The sequence below is a fragment of the Mesotoga sp. Brook.08.105.5.1 genome (assembly GCF_002752635.1).
Lineage (GTDB): Bacteria > Thermotogota > Thermotogae > Petrotogales > Kosmotogaceae > Mesotoga.
Genome location: NZ_AYTW01000005.1, coordinates 198,090 through 223,641 on the forward strand (window position 1 = coordinate 198,090; position 25,552 = coordinate 223,641).

Sequence of the window (25,552 nt, forward strand, 5' to 3'; positions counted from 1 at the left end):
ATTCGTGTGAGAAGAATAGCGGTCTTATTTCTAGTTCTGGGCATCTTCTGTATTGGTTTCTCTAATCAGCTGAATTCAGTCATTCCCACTATGGATGCAGAATCGGTAACAGTGACTCTGATCTTTAAGGACAAAGTCACAGATTACAATATACAATCGAATCCTTCAAGGACCATATATTCTCTGGCAATGAACGGTGTAAGCGGCAGAGATATGAATTTGCCGCTTCGAATGGGTCCGGTTGAAGGTTTGTGGACCAGGCAAGATCCCAAGAGACTGTCGGTGAACGTCGCTTTGTTGATTCCAGCAATCGATGATCCGGAAGTTACGATTATGGAGAATGTTGTCACACTTAGATTCTTTAGATCGAATATTAATGTGAATATCGAGAAATTTACTACATATGGTATGACGGTATCTACTGCGATGACATATCTTTTTTCTGAAGAAATGCTAGATCTGTCGTATATCATCTCTCCAAGTGTTAGAAATGAGCAGGTTGTGGTTGGTTTCTCACTGGCCATGCCCGAAGATATTCTAAGAAATATCCTTACGTCTCTTGGAGATAGGGTCGCTTATTCCTATTTGACTGATGGAACCTTCTATCTGGGTTCGCCTGAAGAAGTTCAAGATCTTGTTAATGCCTTCTGGAAGACGTATATCGGTGTTGATTTCAATATTGAGGGGGAGACCGTTTCAGAACAGATTGAAAGGCTGAGAAAGACTCTTCCAGTAAATAGCTACATAGAGTATCTACCGAACGAGGCTTCTTTGATGGTGTTTGGCGATCTCCAGACCCACATGAGTCTTTCTGCAGCTCTTACGAAAAACACGGTCACCAAAGAATACTCTGTCCCGTGGGAGATAACTAACGTCGATGTTGAACCGCTTACAGCATACTACGAATTGGCAAGGAGTCTTAATTCGCTGCTCTTCTCAGAAAGCCTTACCATAGTAAGTATTCCTGAGTTCAACAAGCTGATATTCTCTGGAAACGATTCTCAAGTTACGGCCCTTTATGAGTATCTCGATCTCTACAGGTTGTATTTGACCTCAGAAGATCTTGATTCGAGCAGGACAAGGGTGACATTGACTCTCCCCGACAATTTCTTCTTGATTGAGGACGTTCTAAAACTTGCCAGGGCTTCAGGGTCGGGGCTTCCTGATGACGGGACCCTCGTGGGAGCGATCTTCGGGATTCTTCAAAGCTATGCAGTTTATGAGGAGCTTTCCGTTGACAGAACCTTTGAGCCTATCGGAAAAGTCACATTCGAGTTGCCAAATTATCTAGTTCCTGTTCTGGAGAGAATCGCAGACTCTTTCTCCGCAATTTCTGAAGACGTTTCATACCTCATGGTGAACTATCACCATACAATAGAAGAGTCGATAGTAGCTCAGGTCGAACGAATTACAGGTTCAATAATCGAGCCCTTAGGCGAGAGAAAGGGTTACATCGTGAAGGGTGCTAAGAGCTCTATAGAGACTGCCGAATACCTGCTGTCGTTATTTACCGGGATTACATTTGATGACTATGATAGCACTTACCTGGAACTGAAGACCAACGATTCATATGAAGAAGTATCCAGTTTTCTTGGTACGTTCTTTGCTGCCCAAGGTCTCGTTGAGAGTGAGTACACAATTCAGCAGATTGCGGACAGACTGGTCTTCATGTATGGTCCTTCAGGAATCATGGGGAGGGCCATCAACGAACTTGAACAACATGAAAGACAGATATACAGGGTGACAAGGGAATCGATTCTCGAGATCTCTCCCGAAATCTACTCTTCCGGTCTGGGGGATCTGCTCGAAACGATTCTCGTAGAAAATGAGACGGCTGATTTCATCGCTTCTGCGGGCCTTCTGGTAATCAGAGCGTATCCGGAAAGGCTTTCTGAGATAGAAGGGATCATTGAAGAGAGAATTCCCAGAATCACTGAGATGGTTGAAAGCAAGATGGCAAGTCAGGAGACTCGCCTCTCCCTCCAGATAAGGGCTATTCCCGGCTGGGATATCGAGAAGTTCAGAGCCTACCTCAGAGACTTTCTTGGACTTAGACTCTTCTCTGATATCACTCTCACAACTTCAGGGAATGGATACATAGTTATTGCAACAGAATCTGTTCTTGAAGCGGTTTCCGCTGAAGCGGAAAAACTGAGAGAATTTGAGAACCCATCGTACAGACTGGAGACATCTATCCCCTCTCTTTCCCAGTTTGAAGTCCTATTGCAAAGACTGGGTATTGCTGCGACCATAGTTCCAGTCGAGAACCAGTTCATGATTATTGGCTCCAGGGAGAACGTTGAGGAAGCATCAAGGCTTGTAAGACAGCTGAGTAGCGGGCTTCCTGTACAGGGGGACGTTTCTGAGGCTAAATTAGAATACAAGTATGAATTCATAAATCTGCCCTATTCCGAGATTCAAGGGATCAGCGAGCTTCTGAATAAACTCAGTTTGTCAGTAGAGTTTGTAAACACACCAACCGGCGTGGCTGTTGTGGCAACTGAGGACCGCCTTGAAGATGCAATGGCAGTTATTAGTTCGATTTTGTCGAGAATTGAGACGATTGAGACCGGTCCAAAAAGCTATAGCTTAATAGATGTTGAGTTGTCCTTGGTCGGTAGCCTGGAAGAGATTCTAACCCTTCTTGGTTACGAAATTGATCTTGTGGAAACACCAGTTGGGATAATCGGAATCGGTGTTGAAACACAACTAGCTAAAGCGAAGAAGATTGTCGATGAGATTCTAAAGAAAGAACCAACTTCACTTCTTCAAGAAGTAGATGCCGATAGTTCGTACCTGATAATCTCTTCTAAACCTGAGATTGCAATAGAATCTCTAAACTCAGTGATAAATGTCTTCGGTTTCGATCTCGTTATCACAGAGATCTACGACAAGATCGTTGTTGTTGGAAACAGCTTCGACCTTCAGTTTTTCAGAGGGTTGTACGGAGAGATTCTCACCTCAGAGAGTGCGGAGGGGGCTTTTGCAAGCAAAGAGATTTTTGGGGTGCCCGGTTGGGACTCTGAACGACTATTGTCGTATCTGGGAGTAGTCCTGGGAGTTGACAAGACTGCCAGCATTTCTCTCGTTCAGACCGCCAAGGGATACATCATCAACTGTCCCGAGTCAATCTTGGAAAGTGTTGAAAGGGAACTCGATAGGCTCAGGAAAATAGAAAGCCCCTTCTATTCTATAGAGCGAAGGATGCCCTCATTAAACGAACTGAATTCTCTTCTAGTGAGACTCGGAGTAATAGTCGATATTCTGAAGGTTGATGATTACTTCGTTATCATCGGTACTGAACCCAATGTTAAACAAACTATAGAGATAGTTGCCAAGCTTCTGGAGATAATCGGTGACGAGCCCGAAGTCGGTGAAACGGTATTTGAACTCTCTCAAATATCGGGCGAGGATTCTGCAGCATTTAGAGGAATATTCTCGAGCATCGGTATAGAAGTGGAGCTTCTCGACTCCCCGTCTGGTGTCTTGATTATCGGTGAACGCAAAGAAGTCGCAAAAGCAATGGAGACTTCAGAATCAATCCTTGAGAAGCGGCCGTCGACTATTGTGACGGAATCGGTGTTCGAGTTTGTTTCCGTTTCTTCTGACGAGATTGGCGATTACTCTTTGGTTTTGGAGAAAATGGGAATCAACGCTGAACTATTATCTTCCCCCTCAGGGGCCCTCTTGATTGGTTCGTCGGAAGAGGTTTCAAGGGCCAAAACTGTAGTGCAAACGATTGTTGATCAGAAGAAGGAGATAGGTCCCTCTGAAGATAGAAGGAACGTATCGACCTTCGTTAAGAAGGTGGCTGGTTGGAGCAACGAAATGCTTTCCAGCTACTTAAGAGACTATCTAGGCGAAGACCTCTATTCTCGAGTCTCGATTGCTCCTTCGGTGAGTGGATACATAATCGTTGGCCCGGCTGAACTTCTAAAGACGATAGAGGAAGAGATCGCCAGACTTGAAGAGATTCAGGACCCGCACTTCATGGTACAGCGAGCTTTACCTCCTCTTGACCAGCTGGAGCTTTTAATAGATGCTCTCGGAATAAAGGTCGGAATCATTCCTGTTGAAGACAAGTACTTAATAGTTGGAAACCGTGACAGTGTTGACAGAACCGGAAAGCTCATCGATCAGCTTATAGATGCGATCTATCCGGAAGGTGAACCCGAGGAGCAGGCGCTAGAGTCAAAAACGTTCATTTTCTTGCCTGTAAGACCTGAAGATATTGCTCCTCTGGAGATAGTAATGGAAAAGCTTGGGGTCGTATCGGAGTTCATCCAGATCTCTACAGGAGTAGTTGCTGTGGGTTCTGGGGAAGAGCTTCTAAAGGCACTTGACATAGTTGAGTCGGTAATGGCTCACTCCGAAAGTGTTTCAGCAGAGCTCAGTTTGAGATTCAGATTTGTAGATGTTAGATCGGATTCGATAGCACAACTTCTCCCAATCATCGAACGGCTGAGTATTGATGTCGAACTGCTCAACACCCCTACAGGTGTTGTCGCCATTGGAGCAGAGTCTGAGCTTGAACGTGCGGAGGAGTTGATCGAGGCGATCAACTCAAGAGAATCGCAAGATGTTCCACTTCAGGATAAGTATGAGAGTTTCCTTCTTCTTCCGTTATCGTCGGGAATTACCGTTCAGTCACTAGAACCTGCCCTTGAACTTCTTAACTACAGAGTATTTGCAGTCGCGGTGGCTGACAAGATTGTCGCGATAGGTGAAGAAGAGGATCTCTTAAAGTTCAGATCTCTATATAAACAGCTTCAGGCTCAGGAAATTGAAAGGGAAGAAAGAGTGTCTCTTGACATCAAGGCCATACCGGGTTGGGATCTTGCGAGGGTAAGCGAATACCTTAGACTATTCCTTGGAGTCGACGACTTTGAGAGAATCTCAATTGTGACATCCTCCAGCGGGTTTGTTGCCCTAACTCCAAGTGTCCTGGCAGAAGTAGTCAAGGCAGAGATCTCGAGACTCAGAGAATTTGAGAATCCAACTTTCGCAGTGTTTGACAGGATACCTCCCGTCGACAATCTTGAAGGGCTTCTGGCTAGATTGGGGGTTATGGTTGATCTCGCAAAAATGGGTAGTTCCACCATTGTAATCGGTTCAGGTGAAGATGTACGACGCACAAGCCAGATAATGGAGCAGCTCTTGAAATCAGTCTCACAAGATGTGACTGTGCCTGAAGCTGTAGAATACAGAGTCGTTGATATTTCCGTGGAAGACATCGGCAGCTTCAATGCGATTCTTGAGAGACTTGCAATTGAAGTATCCTTAATCACATCCCCATCCGGAGTTATCGTAATCGGTTCTCAAGAGGCAGTTGAGAGAACGATCTTGGTAGTAGATGACATACTTAGTAGAAGAACTACAGCGCAGGTTTATGAACCCACGTACGCCTTCACAGGTATACAAAGCAGAGAGATAGATAGTTATCAGGCAATTCTTGATAAGCTTGGCGCTGAAGTAGAGCTTCTTCCTTCTGCCACCGGGGTTTTAATGATCGGTGACAGAGAAAAGGTCGAGACAGCAATCAAGACCGTCAACGCTATTCTCGAAAGAGAAGCCCTAGTTGCTGAAACTGAAGGAGAGAAGGGGCGAGTTTCAAACGTAGCTGCAGTTGTGCCGGGCTGGAACGATGCAAAATATGCCAGCTACTTCATGGACTTCCTTGGCGAGGACGATTTCTCTAGGATCTCAATCACTCCTTCGTCCAGTGGCTATATCGTTGTAGGTCCGCAAGAAGTTATCTCGAGATTGGTTTCAGAAGCCGATCGTCTGGCAGGGATCGAAGATCCGTTCTTTGTTATAGAAACCTCACTTCCTGCAATCGACCAGCTGGACACTCTTCTTGAACGGCTGGGACTTAAGGTGACGATACTACCGGTCGGAGACAAACACCTTGTCGTTGGCATGAAAGAAAGTGTTGAGAGGACAGTCGAATTGATCAAGATGCTGAGAAACGGTCTTGAGGCTCCACTGACCTCGAGAAAATACGACTACATAATAATGCCTGCAAGCGAAGGCACATTCGAGACGATCAGACAAGTACTTTCGGAACTGAAGATAGACGCTACTGCTTTGAGCTTTGGAAGCAACGTGATAATTGTCGGATACGGTGAAGACCTTGAAAATGCAGCGAGCGTCGTGAAATCGATAAATGAACGAACCGTCATACTTGAGACCGACAAGGAACTCAAGTACGCTTTCACTGATATTCCAAACGACAGGATCGGCGAGTTCACTGCCATACTTGGGAGTCTCGGACTAGATGTTGAGCTTCTCTCATCTCCTTCCGGCGTTATTCTGGTTGGAACCGAAGAGGAGTCGACAAAGGCGATAGAAGTTATCCATTCGGTGCTTTCAAGGGCGGAAGAAGATGAGGCGGTCGAATCTAGATTCTTCAACAACCCTGCCGGCTGGGAAGATGGCAAGCTAGTTTCATACTTGAGGGGTTATTTGGGAGAAAAGGAGTGGGCAAAGGTAAGCGTAACACCGGTCCAGTCAGGTTATCTCATTGTGGGCCCCACGGCAATTCTTGACCGAATAAACACCGAAACAACCAGGCTTTCAGGTCTTGAGAGACCTCACTACGAGATAGTTGAGTCCGTTCCTTCAATTCAGAATCTGCAGAGTATGCTGGAGAAGATGGGACTTGCAGTTACAGTTGTTACCGTTGATGGAAGGTCGATGGTGATAGGTCCGGAAAGCGATGTTCGTTCTACCGTAAGAGTCTTCGGCGAACTTGCTGAAGGCATAGTGCTTCCCAAGGGCGATGAACCTGACATCTTTGCGTTTGTGGAAATCCCAACTGAGGAGACCGACAGTTTCAGAGCGATCTTCTCTAGGCTGGGTATTCGTATTGATCTTCTGAATACGCCAACCGGAGTAATAGCGGTCGGCCAAAAGGAAAATGTCAAGAAGGCCGAAGAGACTATTAGCTCGATACTCTCGCGAAGAGAGGTTCAGGTTGTTGACGGCGAACAGAGTTATCTGGTTGTCGAGGTTCGTGACGGATTTGATCTTGCGGCCGCCCAATCAGTCAAATCGGCGTTCAACATAAACGTCTATCCTCTTTCTGTAGCCGGGAGACTTGTAGTGATCGGGGCAGAGAAGGAGATTGAAAGATTCGTACAGATAAGGAACGATATTATCAGCGAACACAAAGTCACAGTTATAGTTCCTCGTGAAGTTACCATCGAAGAACTCGATGGGATAATTAACACACTTGGCCTGGAAATCTCCGTTCTCGAGATTCGGGGCAGCTTCGTCGTTTATGGAAAGGAAGGAGAGATTGAACAGGTAAGGGACATTCTTAACCGCCTAACTTCCGATAAACCGTCCGAGAAGTCTCAAGAAATGCGCATCTTCAATGGGATAGGCCATAGTACTGATTTCCTGAATCAGCTTCTGTCAAGTATGAACTCCTCTCTAATCGTTTTCGGAGAGGGAGACAGAATAGTGGTCGTTGGAAACGAAGAGGATATTGTTGTCTTTGAGAGTCTTCTCAAGGAGATGGGGTCGGCGCCGACGGCGGAGAGCCTTACGGCACAGTTCTTCCCGAAACTCGAAGGCTGGAGTGGCGAGACTCTCTCTGATTTCTTCATGGCGATGAGCTTTGCCGTGAAGGTATTCCACGAGAGTAGTCAAGGCTACCTTCTAATAGGTCCCGAAGATCAGCTTGCGGAAATACCGGCTTTGATGGACGGTCTCGAGTTGAAGACGAAGAAGCTGACCACCCTGTACACTATTCCATCCGGGATGACGTTTGAGGAGTTACGGGAGATACTAGTTTCCGCCGGTTTCAACCTCTCCTATACAAAGCTGGGGCAAAGCATGTCCGTATCGGGTCTCGAAGAGGATGTTAATATGGCTGTTGCTCTACTTGATGAAGTTATTCGAAGCGGGCTAGGAAAAGGAGTCTCTTATAGACTTGCGAAACTTCCTGCCGAACTGACTCTCGAAAAGTTTGAGAGGATTCTGAGCGACATGGCCCTCAGTATTTCAGCTGTTCAAGTTGACGGGGAAGTGATGTTAATTGGCCCTGATAGTGACTTAAGAACGGCCAAAGAGATAGTTGAATACCTAACTCCAGAGGATCCTGCGGTCGATGAGAAGAGAGTGTACTCAATAGTCCCGTTGGGTGATGGGCTTTCGCTAGCCGAAATGGCGGCCCTTGTTGAGAGTCTATCGCTCAATGTCCAGATTCTTCCAGTCGGTAGAGACGTGGTTTCGATTGGTACCCAGAGTAATGTTGACCGCTTCAGAGAATTGGTGAGTTCGGTCTCTGCAACATTGGGAATAGGGAAATTTGAGAGCCCCGAATACGAAATCGTTGAGCTAGTAGAAGAGATTTCTTTGGGGCAGTTCAGAGAGCTTCTTTCCTCTCTCAATATACCTGTAAAGATCGTAGAAGTAGCGGATTACATTGTGTTCATTGGTTCAGGAGAAAACAACGCAAGAGCAGTTGAGCTCTTCTCAAAGTTTGAAAAAGAGGATCAAGAACCCGAAACTGACGAGATCGAATTCGCTACGATCTCATTGCCGGAGGGTTTCGATCTCAGTTCACTGGAGGCTGTGTTAGATAAGCTAAGGTTCAGTGTGGATCTGGATTCAGTAGGCAACGTTCTGCTTCTTATCGGAACCAGAGAATCGATAGAGAACGCTCTGGCACTTGTGGAAAGGCTCGTTCAGGTGTCTACCGGCGATTCGGGAGAGAAGAGTGAATTTGAAATTCTTGATCTTGAAGACGAAGTCTCATCGAACTTGCTTAATCAGCTCTTCAGGTTGATCGGCGTCAAAGTGGAGATTCTCGAAAGCGATACTGCGCTTGTGTTTGTCGGAACTAGAACGGATCTGGAGATGGCCGTCGATGTCTACAACTCACTTGGAAAAACTGTCGAGGCAGACGAAGGTCCGCTGTCTTACACAATTACTATCCTTCCAAGGAATCTGACGCCCGGGCAGCTTGAGATTGCCTTCGAGTCGATTCAGATACCGGTTGGTATTATTGAAGCAGGTGATTATGCGATAATCGTCGGAACCAAGCCCTCCCTTGCGAGAGCTCAAGAGTTGATTTCCTCTCTACGGATAGGGATAGATTCGAGCGGAACTTCTGCCGATGGATCTATCTCTTATAAGACTTTTGTACAGCCGGATGGAACTCAAATCGACCAATTTGAGACGATTGCGGGATTGATGGAACTGAAGCTCAAATTTGAATCGGTCGGAGACAGGGTCTTCATGATAGGTACTGGTGAGGATATTGCTGAATTTGAGGAGATTCTAGGCGGTCTTACAAGCGAGAAAGCAGGGATTGTAAATGAATCAAGGTTCGCAAAGAGACTCTCCGGAATCGATGCAGAAACTCTTAATGCGTATCTTGAGGCAAAAGCGATTTCTCTTTCTGGAGTCTTCGATGTGAGCGGTGGTTATTTGCTAATTGGAACCCGCGAATCAGTCGACGAAGCACAGGCCGTGATAGACTACCTGGTTAACAACCAGCAGGTCCACTTCGCTTATATTGATTTACCTGCCAGTATGACTCCTGAGATTCTTCAAGCTATGGTTAGCGATCTTCTTCTGGAGGTATCCGTAGTTCAAATCACACCATCTAGGTACATGATAGTCGGTAACTTTGATGATGTAACAGCACTGAAAGAGGTACTTATCGAAGCAGTAACGATAGAGGCTAAATTCCTGTCCTATTCCCTTATCACAGTGGGGCAGGCCTTCTTAGAGGATTTAGCGAGCGTCTATTCCGCTCAGGGGAGCCAAAGATCAGGAATGGATAGCCTTGAGGAGGCTCTTGAGAACATTGGTGTATCTGTCTTCATCGGTAGGTTCGATACTCGCCTCCTCTTGGTAGGAGAGAGTGACCACGTTGACTTCGCGAGAGAGCTTATTTCAGAGCTGAATCAGAATGCGGGCAGCGAGGAAGCATCAGAGCAAATTAACATCGAAGACCTTCCTCCTGTTAGCGGCTGGAGCACAGAACAAGTCAGACAGTTTCTGGAAGCCGCGGAAATTCAGCTGAAATCAATCATTGAATACTCAGGAAGACTCATTGGAATTGGGACTCAGGTCGGGCTTGAGAACGCTAGGGCAGCACTGAACATACTCGCTGTTGATTCTAAAAGAGAGTCGGTGAGGATCGAGAAGAACCTCGTCACACAGGCCCAGTTAGCGGAACTGATCTTCAAACTGGGTCTCGAAATCGAATTTGTCGACCTAGATCGGCAGTGGTTGCTTATAGGTGATCCTGAGTCTCTAATGGTAATTACCAGGACAGTCGAGGAGGCAGCTGCCGATAGGGAGATTTCGAGATACATAACCGATCTCACGGTGAATCCTGAGGAACTGGCCTCTCTCTTAAGAGAATCGATCGAGGGTATCACGGTTCAGACATTCACCGAACTTCAGATGCTGCTGATAAAATCGAAGAGTTCAGCTCTCCTTGATATGGCCGAAAGGATGATCAAAGAGGTCCAGGAGTCGAGAAAGGCAGTAGATCCGCTGGAAAGGGGAGTAGTGGTTGAGGGAAAGCTTGTCCAGATAAATGTCGCCAATCAGGATCTGGAAGAGTTGTTGAGACTAGTGGCCGGCAAGCTTCAAATCTCGCTCCTTTTCATTGACGACATAAATGAGAGGATCACCATGTCTGTCAAGGATCTCACATGGGAAGCTCTTACCAAAGTAATAAATGCCACGAAGCCGGTTGAGATAAGCAGAATCGATGATATCTATGCGGTGACAAAGAAGGAACAGAAGGCCGGTGAAGAACCGACCGATGTTGAACTAGTCTATCGTGTTTACCACAATGTTGAAGAAGTAACAAGGCTTATCGAGTTCTATGGAGGTGAAGTTCTCTCAGATCCGGTGAACGGATATATAGTAGTCAGAGGCCTGGCCAAATCAAGAGTTGATAATATCTTTGACGAAATTGGATCCGATCTCTCGCGTCCTAAAAAGCAGGTACGAATCGAAACAAGGCTCGTGGATAAATCGCTTGTTGATGATATTCAGAGGGAGTTCAAGACGGCAATAGGGATTAACACTCCTGAGATTCTCATTGAAAGCGGTTCGATAGATCTCGACTTCAAAATCATCGACTATCTTGATTTTACGAAACTGATTGATGATATCGTAAATACGGCAGTCGTGAAGATCGGGGCAGACCTGAGCAATAGGGACACTGATTCCGACCTTATCTCCAGTCCTTCGATAGTCTCAATGAGTGGTCAGGAAGCGAAGATTCATATCGGGGACACCATTCCCTACCTGGTTCGAACAATCGAGTACGTAGATGGTAATCCCGTAGAAATCGAGACTATCGAGTATCTGAACACAGGAGTCGAATTAAGAATTACTCCAACTGTCAATGATGACGGCAAGATACTTCTCGATCTCTTTATAAAAGTCAGCGAGCCCGAGAAGTATCAGGACGGAACACGAACGCTATATGGTGAGAAGACGAGAGAAGCAAACAGCAGACTGATTATTTCGAACGGCAATACATTGACGATCGGTGGACTTGTTGCAAACAAGGATACTGTAACCGTTAATAAGATGCCTTTCTTGAGCGATTTGCCGTTTATCGGTAAGTTGTTTACTACCGAAAACAGAACGTCTGATAAGAGAGAACTGGTTATCTTTATCACAGCGGAGGTGGTAGAGCCGTGAAAAGGAGCCCCGTTGTCAGCGGCAAGTTCTACGCAGATGACGGTGAGGACCTCAAGAGCCAGATCAAGAATTGCTTCTTTCATCCGATAGGGCCAGGGAGTCTCCCTAAGAATCCTGGAAGATCTGAAAGCTCAGTTGGTTTGGTAGTGCCGCATGCGGGGTACATGGCAAGCGGTCCAGTTGCTGCCTGGAGCTATTGGAAGTCGTATTCTCTAATTACCCCTTCAACGGTGATAATTATCGGTCCCAATCATACCGGCCTTGGGACCAGACTATCTCTATGGAATGAAGATTCTTGGGGCACACCTCTGGGTGAAGTAGAGATAGATAAAGAGCTTGGGAAGTCAATTATGACTATGTCTAGCGGACTTGTGGTATCTGATACGGCCGCCCACCTGTACGAACACTCTATAGAAGTCCAGCTACCGTTCCTGCAGTTTATATACAGTGACTTCAAAATCGTGCCGATAATTATGAGTGATCAAAGACTGGAAGTGGCATTAATGGTTTCCGGGCTGCTAAGGAAGATCCTGAGTGAGAAGAGTAACCTACTGATAATCGCTTCCTCGGATCTGAATCACTACGAGTCTCACGAAACAACTATCGAGAAAGACAGGAGACTAGTGAATCTTGTCAAGGAGAGGAAGTACGCAGAGGCATACGATATATCCAGAAGCGAGCGAATCACTGCCTGTGGTCTAGGACCTATGGTGGCTGTTAGAGAAACCTTTGAATCGATGGATATACTATGCAACACGACGAGCGGCGAAGTCATCGGAGACAGGTACAGAACTGTCGGTTATCTTGCTGCCTTGCTTAAGTGAGTTCCAAAATCAAAGAGCTCCATATTTGTTTGGCCTTCGGTACGTCATAAAAACACATGCTATAATCTCGATAAACTGGAGGTGTCGTGTGAAAGCGATAGTTGTGTTCCTGATGGTAATCGTATTGGGTTCCTTGGGTTTTTCTTCGTTGATTATAGATGGTATTCACTACTCTGGTATAGAGTCGGAAAGTGATATGCTGATCTATGACGGAATAAACGCAGCATATGTCATTAGCCGAATAGGGAAGAACTCATTTGAAATTGGAGGAAACTTCTCCTTCATTTCTCCCTCTTCCTCGGAGCTATTCTATAAGAGCGGCCATTTTAACTCGATCCTAAAAGCCTTTGCTGGCCATGCATACGATCTTACAGAGGAATCGGCCGCCGGGCTAAGAGTTGTCTCTCGGGTTGGCCTTATGACTGCAAACTTTGAAAAATTCGGAATCTTCTTCTCGATTACTCCCGTCGTTTACGTTAGAGTTGGCTTTCTTTCCTTCGGAGTTTTGGCGGGCCTTGAGTTAGAGCAGTTCTTCGGAATGAAAACACTTCCAGTTGTTCATGCAGGCGGTGAGATTACTTACCGTTTCTAGCGGAGGTTGTCGATATGAGAGAGTTGGCCGTTGTTAAGGAGCTGGAAGGAGATACGGTGCTCCTGGAAAAGGCGCGAACCGAAGCCTGTTCTACGTGCGGTTCTAAGAATAACTGCGTTGTTTCTTTGGGCGATAAGAAAGTTACCTTAAAGGCCTTAAGGAATGGTGTAGAAGTCGATCCAGGGGATACTGTGGAAATAGAGACAGGGAAGCTAAACGCAACTAGGGTCTCGATGATTGTTTATGGAATACCCTTAGCCGTTTTCCTGGTTACTTTGATTGTGACGAACATCATTCTCAATTCTGAAGGATTGGCCCTAGGGGCAGCTTTTGCTTCAATTGTGGTTGTGTACGCGCTGATTGCAGTTTACGACAGAAGAAACAGGGAGAAGCTTATGCCAAAGATAATTAGAAGGGTGGAGTTACCGGATGGATTCCTTGTTCGATGAAGATGCGCTGCGACTTCTGGAGTTTGATTGCGTTCTGGAAGATATTTCTAAGAAGGCGATATCAAGGTACGGTAGAGAGAGAATCAAATCTCTAAGGCCATTGGTAGATGACACAGACTTACTCTACAGAAGAGCGAGCGAGTTCAGTATTATTCTTCAAAATGAGGGGGAGCCACCTTTTTCAGTCTTTCACGATCTAAGTGATTATATCAACAGGGTGAAACGAGGTTTCAGCCTTGGCTGTGAAGAGCTTTACAGAAGTGCCGTTACCATGGAGAACATCTGTCGGCTCAAGGAATTCTTTGAACGAGTCTCTTCGGAGTTTACTGCTGTGGGCGAAGTTGTTGCTCTTCTTGGATGTGAACGTGGGTTTATAAACGAAGTCAAGAAGAAGATCTCGGAAGAAGGGCAGATAAAGGACAGTGCCTCTCCAGCCTTGAAGGAAATCAGAAACGAACTCAAGTCACTTACCAGAAACCTGAGAGGAAAGCTTGATTCTATAATGAACAGGTATAAAGACGGGCTCACAGACAGTCTAGTGCTGAGTAGAGAGGGTCGTTATGTCTTGCCGTTGTCTGCGAGCAAGAAGAATGAGTATCAGGGAGTGATTCATGGCTCTTCTGGAAGTGGGGCGACCGTCTATTTCGAGCCACAAGAGCTGATTGCTCTTAATGATTCGATGAGGATTCTGCAATCGAGAGAAGAAGAGGAGATAAGAAGGATACTTAGAGAACTGACGACTTACTTCTTCAATACCTTTGAAAGGCTTGAACCTTCACTGGAAGCGCTTGGAATCCTTGATGCTCTTTTCGCAACGTGCAGATATGCCAAGAAGAGGAATGGAGTTTTCATTGGGCCTTCGTCATCGGGTCGCTTCTTCCTGAAGGACGTCAGACATCCTATGATCGATGACGAGAAGGTAGTTCCAATAACATTTACGATGGAAGAGGGAATCAATGGAGTCTTCATTACCGGACCCAACACCGGCGGGAAAACAGTAGCGATGAAGACAATAGGTCTCTCTGTAATACTTATGCTCTGTGGTCTTCCCGTTCTTGCTGATCAGACATCAGAGATCCCGCTTTTCAAGAAGCTTTTTGCAGACATTGGAGATGAGCAATCGATAGAGCAGAGTCTAAGCACGTTCTCATCTCATGTATCCAGGATAATCCGAATTATTGAGAATGCCGACGGTGACTCTTTAGTTTTGCTTGATGAATTGGGGGCGGGAACTGATCCGGTAGAGGGATCGGCACTTTCGATTGCGATAGTTGAGAAACTTTTGGAAAAGTCGAAATTGATCCTCACAACACATCTGACACCAATTAAGCTCTTTGCTATGGAGCGTTCCGACATTCTTAATGCGAGCGTAGAATTTGATGTTGCCAGCCTTAGACCAACGTATAGGCTCTTGATGGGAATTCCCGGTTCCTCAAATGCGATAGAGGTTTCAAAGAGACTTGGACTCGCACCGGATATTATCGAAAGAGCTCGATCATATATTGATAGTGATGCAAGAAATCTCGAGGCAGTAATAGGGAAGCTTCATATAGAGAGGTCGACTCTAGAAGAGGAACGAAGAGAACTTCAGAGGACGAAAAAGAATCTTGAATCCAAGAGCAGCGAATTTGAAGACAAGCTTTCAATGATTAAGGAAAAGCGGTATGGAGAGATCAGCAGAGAGATCGCCGATCTTGAGGAAAGACTAGGATCTGTAATAAAGGAAATTGAACGGGCTATTAGCATGTCAAGATCTTCAAATGAAAGAGACAAGGTTACCGCGGTCAAGAGACTTAATGAGCTTAGAAGTGAATTAAAGCGTTTCGGAAGTTCTTCATGTGATGACGGCGATTTTGAGATACCCGAAATCGGCGATACCGTTACGCTTATAGATAGTGGAGCAGAAGGAATCGTCAGTGCAGTCGATGGAGATAGAGTTGTAATTGACTCAGGTAAGATTACGCTGAAGGTCCCGTTTTCAAAAGTGAAAATCATCGGAAGATTGAAGTCGGAATCAGATGCCTCTTCTCTCGAGTATGTCAGTGAGAGTATGACTCAGGAGATCGATATAAGGGGAAGTGTTACTGAAGACGTTCCTATTATCATTGACAATTTTCTCCAGACTCTCAAGATAAGTGGAACAAAGCAGGGTTGCATAATTCATGGAAAAGGCACTGGAAAACTGGCCGAAGGAGTATGGAGTTACTTGAGACGCTCAAAGAAAGTTAAGAGCTTCAGGATTGGTGCGCCTTCAGAAGGCGGTAGCGGAGTCACGGTTGTGGAGGTATAAGCAAGAATGAAAGCTGGAATCGACATAGTCAAGATCTCGCGAATGTCTGAAGCCGTGGCAAACAGGGTACTCGGAAGGCAAGAGAAAGATGTCTTTGATTCTCTTGGAAATGAACGGAGAAAGATGGAGTTTGCAGCTGGGCGTTTCGCCGCAAAGGAGGCCTTCGTCAAGGCATCCGGGCGTAGAGACCTTGAGTTCTCGAAAATCCAGTTTCTCGTTGATGAAAAGGGATGCCCGATTCCATCTGAGGAACTGAAGAAGCTGCTGGGTGGCGAAGATCTGACGGTAAGCATTTCTCATGAGCGGGAGTATGCGGTGGCAGTTGTAATACTCTTTGGGAGGGGCTAACGTGATTCCATTCGATGAGGCTAAGAAGAGAGTCGACGAACTGAGAAAAGAGATCGATTATCATGCTCACAGGTACTACGTTATGGATGATCCAGAGATTTCTGACTCTGAATACGACAGGCTGATTGATGAGTTAACCGAACTTGAAGAACGTTATCCAGAACTGAAGACACCTGATTCACCAACTGTTCGTGTTGGCCTGAAACCGATCAACTCCTTCAAGGAAGTGATTCATGAGCACAGGTTGTTTTCCCTGGACAATACTTACTCAGAGGCCGAGGTATTGCAGTTCGATAAGAGGGTGAGAGAATCACTTGGCATTGAAAGAGTTCAATACATGTGTGAGCTAAAGATCGATGGCCTGTCAATATCGCTTAAGTATCAAGACGGATTGCTTGTGAGAGGAGCAACAAGGGGGGATGGTTTTGTCGGCGAGGACGTCACCGAAAACATAAAGGCGATCAAATCAATACCTCTCAGACTCAGGAAGAGTCTTTCGATTGAACTGAGAGGAGAAGTATATCTCCCGAAAGACGTCTTCAATGACCTTAACAGAGCCCGAATAGAAGACGGTCTTCAGCCCTTTGCAAATCCTCGCAATGCGGCAGCTGGAACTCTCAGACAACTTGATCCCAGAGAAGTGTCAGGGAGGAGACTAAGTGCCTTCTTCTACCAGGTAGTGGAGCCAGAAAGGTTTCGGCTTGAAAAGCAGAGCCAGCAGCTGGAGCTGTTGAAGACTATTGGAATGAAAATTGAGCCGAATTTCAAGACTGTAGACGGCACGGAAGGCGTAATCGAATTCTGGAAGACGTGGTCTGGGCTGAAATCTACACTGAACTATGCTGTTGACGGGGTAGTTGTCAAGGTGGACGATCTACATTATCAGGAGGAACTGGGATACACTACGAAAGCGCCCAGGTGGGCCATAGCCTTCAAATTTCCGGCGGAACAAGCAACGACAAGACTTATAAGTCTTAACCTCAGTGTCGGTCGGCTAGGCACTATAACGCCTGTTGCTGAACTCGAACCCGTTCAACTGGCCGGAACAACCGTTAGACGGGCAAGCATGCACAATTTTGACTTTGTCAGGGAGAGGGACATCAGAATCTTTGATACAGTTGTTGTAGAGAAGGCTGGGGAGATTATTCCACAGATCGTTAAGAGTATTCCTGATAAGAGATCAGGTGTAGAGAAGCCAATAGAACCTCCTTCCGAGTGCCCAATTTGCAAAGGACCGGTAGGCAAAGAGAGAGAAGAGGACGTTGCTTTGAAGTGCCTTAATCCCTCTTGCCCTGCTAAGGTGGGTAGGAGAATACAGTTCTTCTGTTCCAGAGAGGCCATGGACATCGAAGGCTTTGGTGAAAAGCTAGTCGAGCGTATTGTTGAATCGGGCCTTGTGAAGAGCCCGTCCGATCTCTACAAACTTACAAAAGAAGATCTTTTGGCTCTTGGAGAAAGGATAGGGGAGAAGATGGCGGACAATCTCATCAAGGCAATTAATAAGAGCACGAATAACCCGCTATTCAAGGTTATAACTGGGCTTGGTATTCCAGGAGTAGGATCCAAACTTGCGAAGGATCTTGCAAACAGCTTCGGAAGTTTAAGAGCCCTCATGTCTGCAAGTGAAAAGGATCTGAAAGCAGTTTCGGGAATAGGCGATCAGTTGGCCTCAGACATAAGAAAGCATCTATCTGATCAATCCGTGAGAGAAGAGATCGAGGAATTGATGAGATTCGTCAATACACAAGATGAAAGTCGTGATGGTCCAAAGCCGCTGAAGGGTATGAAATTCGTGGTAACGGGAACTCTTCCCGGCTATTCTAGAAAGGAAATTCAGGAGAGGATTGTTGAACTGGGAGGAGAGGTTATGTCTTCGGTTTCGAAGAATACCGATTACGTTCTTGTCGGGAATAACCCGGGGTCGAAAGCGGAGAAGGCTCGTTCTCTCGGAACGCAGATAATCGATGAGAAGGAATTTGAGGAGATGGTAAGATCTTGATTCGTTACTTTGACAACAATGCTACTACTCAAATGGAGTCTGATCTTGCCGAACTGATGGCAAGTCTTTGTATTGAAGAGTACGCTAATCCGAATTCTATGCATACATTTGGTGTAAAGCAGTCAAGAATGCTGGAGGAGGCGCGTGCAAGGGTGGCCTCATGTCTCTCTTGCAATTCCAGCGAAATCTTCTTTACTTCTTGTGCGACCGAGACGATAAACTGGATCTTAAGGTCCACGGTCTTCTTCAGGGGGAAGAAGAAGAAGATAGTGACGACTTCAATCGAGCATAAGGCCGTTCTCAATACACTCAAAGATCTTAAGGCAATTCTCGATATCGACTATGTCGAAATTCCGCCCGAAAGCAACGGAATAGTTGAGGCCGAGAAGCTCCTGAGAGAAGTAGATGACGAGACCTTTCTCGTTTCTGTAATGGCTGTGAATAACGTTACAGGAGCGATCCAGCCTTTCGAGGAGATAGGCAGAGAGTTAGTTGGTCTAGATCTTCTCTATCATGTCGATGCTGTACAGACAATCGGGAAGATTCCCTTCACTCCGGAATCCTCGTTTTGCGATTACGCTTCGTTCTCTTCTCACAAATTTCACGGACCGAAAGGCGTTGGAATCGCCTTCGTCAAACGGGGATCTCCAATCAAACCTATGCTCACAGGAGGAAATCAGGAAAGAGGTTTGCGCTCCGGTACACAAAACGTGCCCGGTGTCTTAGTGACTTCGATAGCGATGCAAAGAGCTATAGATTGTATGGAGAAAGCATCCGGAATAACGAAAGACTTTCAGAATAGAATATCTAGAGCTGCTGTTGAGCTAGGAGGATATATCAATACTCCTGAGTGCTCCATCTGCAACACAGTAAATGCATCTTTCGGCGGAATAAGATCAGAAGTTTTGGTTAATGCTTTATCAGAAGAAGGCGTCTTTGTTGGTACCTCTTCGGCTTGTTCTTCAAGAAATGATGGAGGTCAGTATGTACTAGATGCGATGGGAATAAGTCCATCGATTGCCTCGGGATCAATAAGAATAAGTATGTCAAGATTCACAACAGAGGAAGATGTGGAGGTTTTGATAGAAAAACTGAAGAAAACGATTCCTCTTTTGAAATTCTAGCCACAAACGGTTATAATTGACTGTAGTTAGATTTAATTGCCTTTGAGGTGATATAGTTGCTCAGGAGCATGACCGGATATGCGAGGGTCGAAAAGGCTCTTCGCGGCGTAAACGCATTCGTGGAACTGAAAACAGTCAATTCGAAGTATTTGAATGTCGATATAAACATAGGAGATGCTTTCTCTGAGCTAGAAATGAGAGCAAGTAGGTTTATAAAGGAAAACCTCAAAAGAGGGACGGTTAGAGCAAAGATCGACATATCTCTTGAGGACAGCGATGATCTTCTCCAGCCTGACTATGGTATAGCCTCCTCGATTTTCAACTCTCTGAAAACGATTAAGGACCGTTTTGAACTAGCCGGTGAGGTTTCTGTCGATTCGATGGCCAGGTTCAAGGAGATTTTCAGGAGCAGACCTTCTGAAGACCTCGCAGACAAAATTTGGAGTGTTATTGAAGAACTGCTTATTGAAGCTTTGGATCAGCTCAACGCAGACAGAGAAAGGGAGGGGCAGAACCTTGCTCTAGCGATGAGCGAGTATCTTAATAGACTTGAAGCTATTGCTAATGAGCTTCTTACTAGTTCTGAGGACATGGTTCTGTACTATCGCGACTTCCTGAAGAAGAGAATCGAGACGATTTTTGAAGGTCAGTTTGACGAGAACAGATTGGAGCAGGAGGTAGCGCTTCTAGCTGAAAGGGCCGATATATCGGAGGAAATCGTAAGGTTGCACTCTCATCTGAAGTCGTTCAGGGGAGTTATGCGAACTGACAAAGAGAGTGGAGTGCAGATGGACTTCATTTGCCAGGAGATGCATCGAGAGCTTTCAACCATTGCATCGAAATCGAAGAAGCTTGCGATAACAAATCTTTCCATCGAAGGTAGAACACTGGTCAATAAGCTTAGAGAACAAGTTCAGAACATAGAGTAGGAGGTGTTTCACTTGTACGGACTCATTAATGTTGGGTTCGGAAACGTAATCATAGGTGACAGAGTTATCGCGATAGTCAATCCCGAATCCGCGCCGCTGAAAAGGCTCAAGGAAGTTGCAAAAGACGAAGGAAAGCTTATCGATGCCACTTATGGAAGAAAGACCAGGGCAATCGTCATCACCGATAGTAACCACATAATTCTTTCAGCTATTCAACCCGAGACGATCGCTTCCAGATTCATGCAGACTTTCAGCGATATTGAGAAGCTTCTGGAAGACATAAGGGTTTCTGGACAGAGCTTTGAAGAATGAAAGGCATAGTTTTTGTGATTAGCGGCCCTTCAGGGGCGGGAAAGACCTCAATACTGAAGGTAGTGCTTGAGGCCAACAGCGATCTTGATTTTTCGGTTTCTTATGCTACAAGAAAGAGACGCCCGACAGAAGTCGATGGGAAAGACTACATATTCGTGACGCAAGATGAATTCAGAAGACTTATAGAAGAAGAGGAGTTTCTGGAGTGGGCCAAGGTTCATGGGAATCACTATGGAACATCCAGAACACAAGTTAGAAAGAGTGTTGATTCGGGTAGAGATATTTTGCTGGATGTAGATATTCAGGGAGCGATGTCAGTAATGAGGGAGCTTACAGACGCAGTCTATATATTTGTGGCTCCACCCTCTTATGGTGAGCTGGTCAAGCGTCTCGAAGCGAGGGGAACCGAGAACACCGAATCGCTCAAGGTTAGGCTGGAAGATGCGAAGTGGGAACTAGAACAGGTAAAACACTTTCAGTATCTTGTTGTTAACGATAACTTAAACCACTCGGTAAATCAACTTGAGGCTATCATCACCGCAGCAAGGCTCCGTGTTGATAGAATCGTGAAAGAAAAGGGAGAAAGATTCCTGTTTGAGGAGAAAACCACATGATAATCAATTATGATTTGCTTTTGAAGAGAATAAGGCACAAGTATGCAATTCCTGTGGCTGCTGCTAAGAGAGCGGAAGACCTTGAGGACTTTGGCCGCCCAAAGCTTGATGCAGCAACGGTAAGGGCTGCAGGCGATAAGATCACCGTAGCGTTGAAGGAGCTAGAAGAAGGATACATCAGGATAAGAAATGAGGAAATGCTGATGATCCTTGTACCGAAAGTTAAGTAACCGGATCACTTCATGTTCGGGCAAACGCAGAAAATACTTTATTTGCCTTGTTGACAGGGATAAGGTCATTAGATATAATAAGTATCGTGCGTCGGGCCAACGTAGCTCAATCGGAAGAGCGGCTGATTTGTAATCAGCAGGTTGGGGGTTCAAGTCCCTTCGTTGGCTCCATAGGTTAACTATCGGTGGTAAGGTGCCCGAGTGGTCAAAGGGGGCGGACTGTAAATCCGCTGGCGGAATGCCTTCGGTGGTTCAAACCCACCCCTTACCACCATTAATTTTGCTACTGTTGAGGTGCAAGCAATGGCAAAGAAAACTAAGGGAAATAAGGTTCTTGTAACGTTGAAATGTTCTGAGTGCGGTACTAGAAACTATTACAGGTTCAAGAACCGCCAGAAGAAGTATAAGCTGGACACGAGCAAGTACTGTCCAAAGTGCAGAAAGCATACCGAGCACAAAGAATCGAAGTAAGGTTGAGTCGTTTCAACTGAGTCAGGAGGAATCCCATGGCCAAGGCAAAGTTTTGGAAGTTCCTTTCCGAAGTAAAGAGCGAAGTTAAGAAGGTGACATGGCCTAACAGGGAGCAGATGATTTCGTCTACAGGTGCCGTGCTCGTCATTCTGGTAGTGGCGGGAGCTTTTCTTGCTCTTCTAGATATTCTCTTTACTAATGTAATCGGGTCGCTTCTCAATTTCTTGACAGGCGCCGTTTAATGCTGTTCTACGTTGGTGATTGACTGTGCGAAAGAGATGGTTCATAATTCAGACTTACTCTGGTCTCGAAAACTCTATCAGAGAGGCAATTCAGATTAAGATAGAGTCTTTCGGTGTTTCGCACATGTTTGGCAAGATCCTTGTGCCGGAAGAGACGAAACTTGATAGAACCAATGTCGCTGCCGAGAAGTATATTGTCCCCGCCAACGCCAGGCTTCTTGTTAAGGACAATCAGGATGTAGCAAAAGGTGACCCTGTCGCTGAAGAAGTAGAAATAAAGGTGAAAAACGACGGTACGGTGGCGGAAGTAAAGAACTACCGAGTTATCTTTATTGAAACTGCCGATAGGCGATATACGAAGACTTACTACATTCCCGAAAGCGCAAAAATTGAGACCGGAATAAAAATGGGTGCGAGGATAAGGCAGGGAATGCCTCTTGCAAAGCAAGGTGAGTACTTCTGTGAGCTGGATGGAAAGATAGTATATACACAGAAGATGAAGCGCATCGTTGTTGAAAAAGAGAACGGCGAAGAAGATGTCTATCTTGTTCACCCCGATTGTTATGACGCCAAGGTAGCTAAGAAGGGTAATCTTGTGAAGCGCGGACAGTTGTTTGGAGATACAAGGAAGATCTTTTCCAAGACTGAGGGAAGGATCGAGATTTCCGATCTCCCTGGACGGAAAGAGATAAAGATCTTCAAAATCATCCGGACAAGATTGTATCCTGGATATGTATTCATTGAGATGATAATGAACGAAGAGACGTGGAATCTCGTCAAGAATACTCCGAACGTCGTGAACTTCGTTTCTGTAGGTGGACAGCCTGTGCAGCTTAAGGAAAAGGAAATAAAGGCTCTGCTCAGATTAGTCGGTATTGAAGAGTATGAAGAGCACTCAGGTGGTCCTGTCAAGATTGAAGTTGAGTTTGATATCGGAGAGGTCGTCAGAATTAATACAGGTCCGTTTGAGGACTTTGTTGGAAAAGTGACGGGTCTCGATCCTGAAAGACAGGAACTGAAAGTCGTTGTGAGCATTTTCGGAAGAGAAACACCGGTTATCCTCAGCTTATCTGAGGTTGAAAGAATCGTCTAGTCTACTAGAAAGAGTGGGAGGGCATAGCCCGTTAACCACAAGGAGGTAAGTAAATATGTCTAAGAAGGTCATTGCCCAAATCAAGCTTCAGCTTGAAGCGGGGAAGGCAACGCCAGCGCCTCCAGTTGGACCGGCTCTCGGTCAACATGGAGTGAATATTATGGGGTTCTGCAAGCAGTTCAATGCAGAGACTTCTGACAGAGCCGGTATGGTGTTACCGGTTGTTATTTCGGTATATGCCGACAGATCCTTCAGCTTCATCCTCAAGACTCCACCTGCTAGTTTCTTGCTGCTTAGGGCAGCCGGAATACAAAAGGGTTCAGGAGTGCCCAATAGAGACAAAGTTGGGAAGGTTACCAGAGCACAGCTTGAGGAGATTGCGAAGATCAAGATGCCTGATCTCAACGCCAGAACAGTAGATGCCGCTGCGAAAATTATCGCTGGAACAGCTCGCAATATGGGCATCGAAATCGTAGGTTGAGGAGGGGTTTAAATGCCGGTTAGATCAAAGAGATATATTCAGGCGAGGAAATCCGTTGACAGAAATAAGGTTTACTCTGTGGAGGATTCAATCGAGCTTTTGAAGAGTTTTCCGCCGACAAAGTTTGACGAAACGGTTGAGATGCACATAAAGCTCGGGATAGATCCAGCCAAATCAGATCAACAGGTCAGAGGTACTATCTCTCTTCCTAACGGAACTGGAAAGGATGTTAGGGTTCTAGTGTTTGCGAAGGGGGAGCAGGCAGAAGTTGCCAAGCAGGCTGGCGCGGATTTCGTTGGATCCGACGATTTGGTTCAGCAGATTCAGGGTGGCTGGACCGATTTCGATGTCGCGATAGCTACTCCAGACATGATGAGAGACATAGGTAGATTGGGGAAAGTCCTGGGACCCCGGGGTCTGATGCCGTCCCCGAAAGCAGGAACTGTGACAACAGACGTTGAAGATGCCGTGAAGGGTTTTAAGGCAGGCAGGATCGAAGTCAAGAACGACAAGACCGGTAATCTACATCTGCCCGTTGGAAAGAAGTCGTTTGACAAGGAGAAGCTTCGCGAAAACTTCGTTTCAGCTCTCGATCAAATAATGAAGATGAAGCCATCCGGTTCAAAAGGAAGGTTTGTTCAAAAGGTATTCCTCACTACAACCATGGGTGCAGGAATAAAGGTCTACTTTGTTAAAGAAACCGAGAAATAGCTTAAGATACCCAAGCATATATGTACTCACTGCCAAAGACAGTAGGTTATTAAGAGCGTAAGCCACCTACCGAGGTAAGTAGAAGTGAATGCCTTCTGCGGCCTCGATTTGGGGCCGCTTTTTTGAAAGGAGGTGCAAGAAGTGCTAACCAGAGAAAGAAAGGAAGAGATCGTTGAGAGCCTAACAGAAGCCTACAAAAAGTCTTCATTGATTCTGTTCGCCGACTACAAGGGTATGAAGGTTGACGGTATCACTGCTTTCAGGGACAAGCTCTACGAAAAGTACGACGATAGAGCTCAGTTCACAATAAAGAAGAATACATTGGTCAGGCTTGCTCTGAACAAGGCCGGGTTCGACGAGAGTGAATGGAAAGAGTCAATCATCGGAACTACGGCGGTACTGACTGTCGAGGACGAAGACCCGGTCTCGGCGCTAAAGATAATCACTGAGTTTAACAAGAATAACAAGACCCTTCCGTTGATAAAATCAGGGTATCTTGAAGGCAGATACTTTGCCGGCAGCCAGGCTTCTGAGTTGGCGAAGCTTCCGTCTAGAGATCAGTTGATCGCAATGGTCGTTGGAGGATTCGCCGCCCCGATAACCGGTCTTGTATATACTCTGAACGGAATATTGACAAAGTTCCTGTATGCTCTAAATGCAATTAAGGATAAAAAAGCTGAATGATTCAGGTGGAGGTGTGGTAAGATGACTAAGGAAGAACTTATAAGCGCAATAAAAGAAATGACAGTTTCAGAACTTTCGGAACTGGTGAAAGCACTTGAAGATGAATTTGGAGTCAGTGCAGCAGCACCTATGGCAGTTGCAGCAGGGCCTGTAGCGGGCGGAGCAGCGGTCGAGGAAGAAGAGGAGCAGTCTGAATTCAAGGTTGTTTTGAAGTCTTTTGGGGCTAAGAAAATCGATGTCATTAAAGTCGTTAGAACAATTACCGGACTCGGACTCAAGGAAGCAAAGGATCTTGTTGAAAAGGCCGGCAGTCCAGAGGGTGTTGTGAAGGAGAACCTTCCGAAAGCGGAGGCAGAAGAACTGAAGAAGCAGCTCGAAGAGGCTGGCGCCGAAGTCGAACTGAAGTAATTGGGCAATTGTCTGGTTACATATTGTCTGTATAATAAATACACCCACATCAGGGATGATGCT

19 protein-coding genes, 2 tRNA genes and 1 other annotated feature are annotated in these 25,552 nt (G+C 45.8%); all 21 genes read left to right on the forward strand.

Annotated elements, in window-relative coordinates:
• Positions 1 to 6: 6 nt before the first annotated feature.
• The 21 genes from V512_RS02830 (at position 7) to rplL (ending at position 25,489) form a co-directional block, all read left to right on the forward strand.
• Positions 7 to 11,688 carry a type II and III secretion system protein gene (locus tag V512_RS02830; RefSeq protein ID WP_243392223.1) on the forward strand — a complete coding sequence of 3,894 codons (11,682 nt, stop codon included), beginning with the start codon at positions 7 to 9 and terminating at the stop codon, positions 11,686 to 11,688.
• Positions 11,685 to 12,512 carry an AmmeMemoRadiSam system protein B gene (gene amrB, locus V512_RS02835; RefSeq protein WP_099828946.1) on the forward strand — a complete coding sequence of 276 codons (828 nt, stop codon included), beginning with the start codon at positions 11,685 to 11,687 and terminating at the stop codon, positions 12,510 to 12,512. The genes V512_RS02830 and amrB overlap by 4 nt, the downstream gene beginning before the upstream one ends.
• 88 nt (positions 12,513 to 12,600) lie before the next feature.
• On the forward strand, positions 12,601 to 13,104 hold the full coding sequence (locus tag V512_RS02840; protein WP_099828947.1) for a hypothetical protein: 504 nt from the start codon (positions 12,601 to 12,603) through the stop codon (positions 13,102 to 13,104).
• 14 nt (positions 13,105 to 13,118) lie between these two features.
• Positions 13,119 to 13,553, forward strand: coding sequence for a SoxR reducing system RseC family protein (locus tag V512_RS02845; RefSeq protein WP_099828948.1), 435 nt, complete (start codon positions 13,119 to 13,121; stop codon positions 13,551 to 13,553).
• A complete protein-coding gene (locus tag V512_RS02850) occupies positions 13,534 to 15,843 on the forward strand; it encodes an endonuclease MutS2 (RefSeq protein WP_099828949.1) in 2,310 nt (769 codons plus the stop codon). The genes V512_RS02845 and V512_RS02850 overlap by 20 nt, the downstream gene beginning before the upstream one ends.
• Before the next feature lie 6 nt (positions 15,844 to 15,849).
• Positions 15,850 to 16,191, forward strand: coding sequence for a holo-ACP synthase (acpS, locus tag V512_RS02855; RefSeq protein ID WP_099828950.1), 342 nt, complete (start codon positions 15,850 to 15,852; stop codon positions 16,189 to 16,191).
• Position 16,192: 1 nt separating this feature from the next.
• Positions 16,193 to 18,190, forward strand: coding sequence for an NAD-dependent DNA ligase LigA (gene ligA / locus V512_RS02860; RefSeq protein WP_099828951.1), 1,998 nt, complete (start codon positions 16,193 to 16,195; stop codon positions 18,188 to 18,190).
• Positions 18,187 to 19,314, forward strand: a complete 1,128-nt coding sequence (locus tag V512_RS02865) for a cysteine desulfurase family protein (RefSeq protein WP_243392224.1) — start codon at positions 18,187 to 18,189, stop codon at positions 19,312 to 19,314. The genes ligA and V512_RS02865 overlap by 4 nt, the downstream gene beginning before the upstream one ends.
• A 56-nt stretch (positions 19,315 to 19,370) precedes the next feature.
• Positions 19,371 to 20,243, forward strand: a complete 873-nt coding sequence (locus tag V512_RS02870) for a YicC/YloC family endoribonuclease (protein ID WP_099828952.1) — start codon at positions 19,371 to 19,373, stop codon at positions 20,241 to 20,243.
• A 12-nt stretch (positions 20,244 to 20,255) separates the two neighbouring features.
• Entirely contained in the window at positions 20,256 to 20,555 is a 300-nt protein-coding gene (locus V512_RS02875) for a DUF370 domain-containing protein (RefSeq protein ID WP_099828953.1), read from the forward strand.
• Positions 20,552 to 21,169 (forward strand): guanylate kinase, encoded by a 618-nt coding sequence (gene gmk, locus V512_RS02880; protein ID WP_099828954.1) that lies wholly within the window; start codon positions 20,552 to 20,554, stop codon positions 21,167 to 21,169. Before V512_RS02875 ends, gmk begins: the two co-directional genes overlap by 4 nt.
• The gene (locus V512_RS02885) at positions 21,166 to 21,399 is read left to right on the forward strand and encodes a DNA-directed RNA polymerase subunit omega (protein ID WP_099828955.1); all 234 of its coding nucleotides are present in this window, start codon (positions 21,166 to 21,168) and stop codon (positions 21,397 to 21,399) included. Before gmk ends, V512_RS02885 begins: the two co-directional genes overlap by 4 nt.
• A 95-nt stretch (positions 21,400 to 21,494) precedes the next feature.
• Positions 21,495 to 21,570 (forward strand) — tRNA-Thr (locus tag V512_RS02890).
• 16 nt (positions 21,571 to 21,586) lie between these two features.
• Positions 21,587 to 21,673, forward strand: a tRNA-Tyr gene (locus V512_RS02895).
• Between the two features lie 29 nt (positions 21,674 to 21,702).
• Complete coding sequence (gene rpmG, locus V512_RS02900; protein ID WP_099828956.1) at positions 21,703 to 21,870, forward strand: 50S ribosomal protein L33; 168 nt, start codon at positions 21,703 to 21,705, stop codon at positions 21,868 to 21,870.
• 35 nt (positions 21,871 to 21,905) lie between these two features.
• A complete protein-coding gene (secE, locus tag V512_RS02905; protein ID WP_099828957.1) occupies positions 21,906 to 22,112 on the forward strand; it encodes a preprotein translocase subunit SecE in 207 nt (68 codons plus the stop codon).
• Positions 22,113 to 22,137: 25 nt separating this feature from the next.
• The gene (gene nusG / locus V512_RS02910) at positions 22,138 to 23,205 is read left to right on the forward strand and encodes a transcription termination/antitermination protein NusG (protein ID WP_099828958.1); all 1,068 of its coding nucleotides are present in this window, start codon (positions 22,138 to 22,140) and stop codon (positions 23,203 to 23,205) included.
• Positions 23,206 to 23,260: 55 nt separating this feature from the next.
• Positions 23,261 to 23,686, forward strand: coding sequence for a 50S ribosomal protein L11 (rplK, locus tag V512_RS02915; protein ID WP_099828959.1), 426 nt, complete (start codon positions 23,261 to 23,263; stop codon positions 23,684 to 23,686).
• A gap of 12 nt (positions 23,687 to 23,698) precedes the next feature.
• A complete protein-coding gene (gene rplA, locus V512_RS02920; RefSeq protein ID WP_099828960.1) occupies positions 23,699 to 24,397 on the forward strand; it encodes a 50S ribosomal protein L1 in 699 nt (232 codons plus the stop codon).
• 14 nt (positions 24,398 to 24,411) lie between these two features.
• Positions 24,412 to 24,530: a sequence feature (ribosomal protein L10 leader region), on the forward strand.
• 8 nt (positions 24,531 to 24,538) lie between these two features.
• Entirely contained in the window at positions 24,539 to 25,081 is a 543-nt protein-coding gene (gene rplJ, locus V512_RS02925; protein ID WP_099828961.1) for a 50S ribosomal protein L10, read from the forward strand.
• 21 nt (positions 25,082 to 25,102) lie between these two features.
• Positions 25,103 to 25,489 carry a 50S ribosomal protein L7/L12 gene (gene rplL / locus V512_RS02930; protein ID WP_099828962.1) on the forward strand — a complete coding sequence of 129 codons (387 nt, stop codon included), beginning with the start codon at positions 25,103 to 25,105 and terminating at the stop codon, positions 25,487 to 25,489.
• Positions 25,490 to 25,552: the final 63 nt, after the last annotated feature.

Bases quoted from the DNA above. Each gene is read 5' to 3' on its own strand.
- V512_RS02845 (WP_099828948.1), top strand. From the start codon at position 13,119: ATGAGAGAGTTGGCCGTTGTTAAGGAGCTGGAAGGAGATACGGTGCTC.
- V512_RS02850 (WP_099828949.1), top strand. From the start codon at position 13,534: ATGGATTCCTTGTTCGATGAAGATGCGCTGCGACTTCTGGAGTTTGAT.
- acpS (WP_099828950.1), top strand. From the start codon at position 15,850: ATGAAAGCTGGAATCGACATAGTCAAGATCTCGCGAATGTCTGAAGCC.
- gmk (WP_099828954.1), top strand. From the start codon at position 20,552: ATGAAAGGCATAGTTTTTGTGATTAGCGGCCCTTCAGGGGCGGGAAAG.
- V512_RS02885 (WP_099828955.1), top strand. From the start codon at position 21,166: ATGATAATCAATTATGATTTGCTTTTGAAGAGAATAAGGCACAAGTAT.
- rpmG (WP_099828956.1), top strand. From the start codon at position 21,703: ATGGCAAAGAAAACTAAGGGAAATAAGGTTCTTGTAACGTTGAAATGT.
- secE (WP_099828957.1), top strand. From the start codon at position 21,906: ATGGCCAAGGCAAAGTTTTGGAAGTTCCTTTCCGAAGTAAAGAGCGAA.
- rplK (WP_099828959.1), top strand. From the start codon at position 23,261: ATGTCTAAGAAGGTCATTGCCCAAATCAAGCTTCAGCTTGAAGCGGGG.
- rplA (WP_099828960.1), top strand. From the start codon at position 23,699: ATGCCGGTTAGATCAAAGAGATATATTCAGGCGAGGAAATCCGTTGAC.
- rplL (WP_099828962.1), top strand. From the start codon at position 25,103: ATGACTAAGGAAGAACTTATAAGCGCAATAAAAGAAATGACAGTTTCA.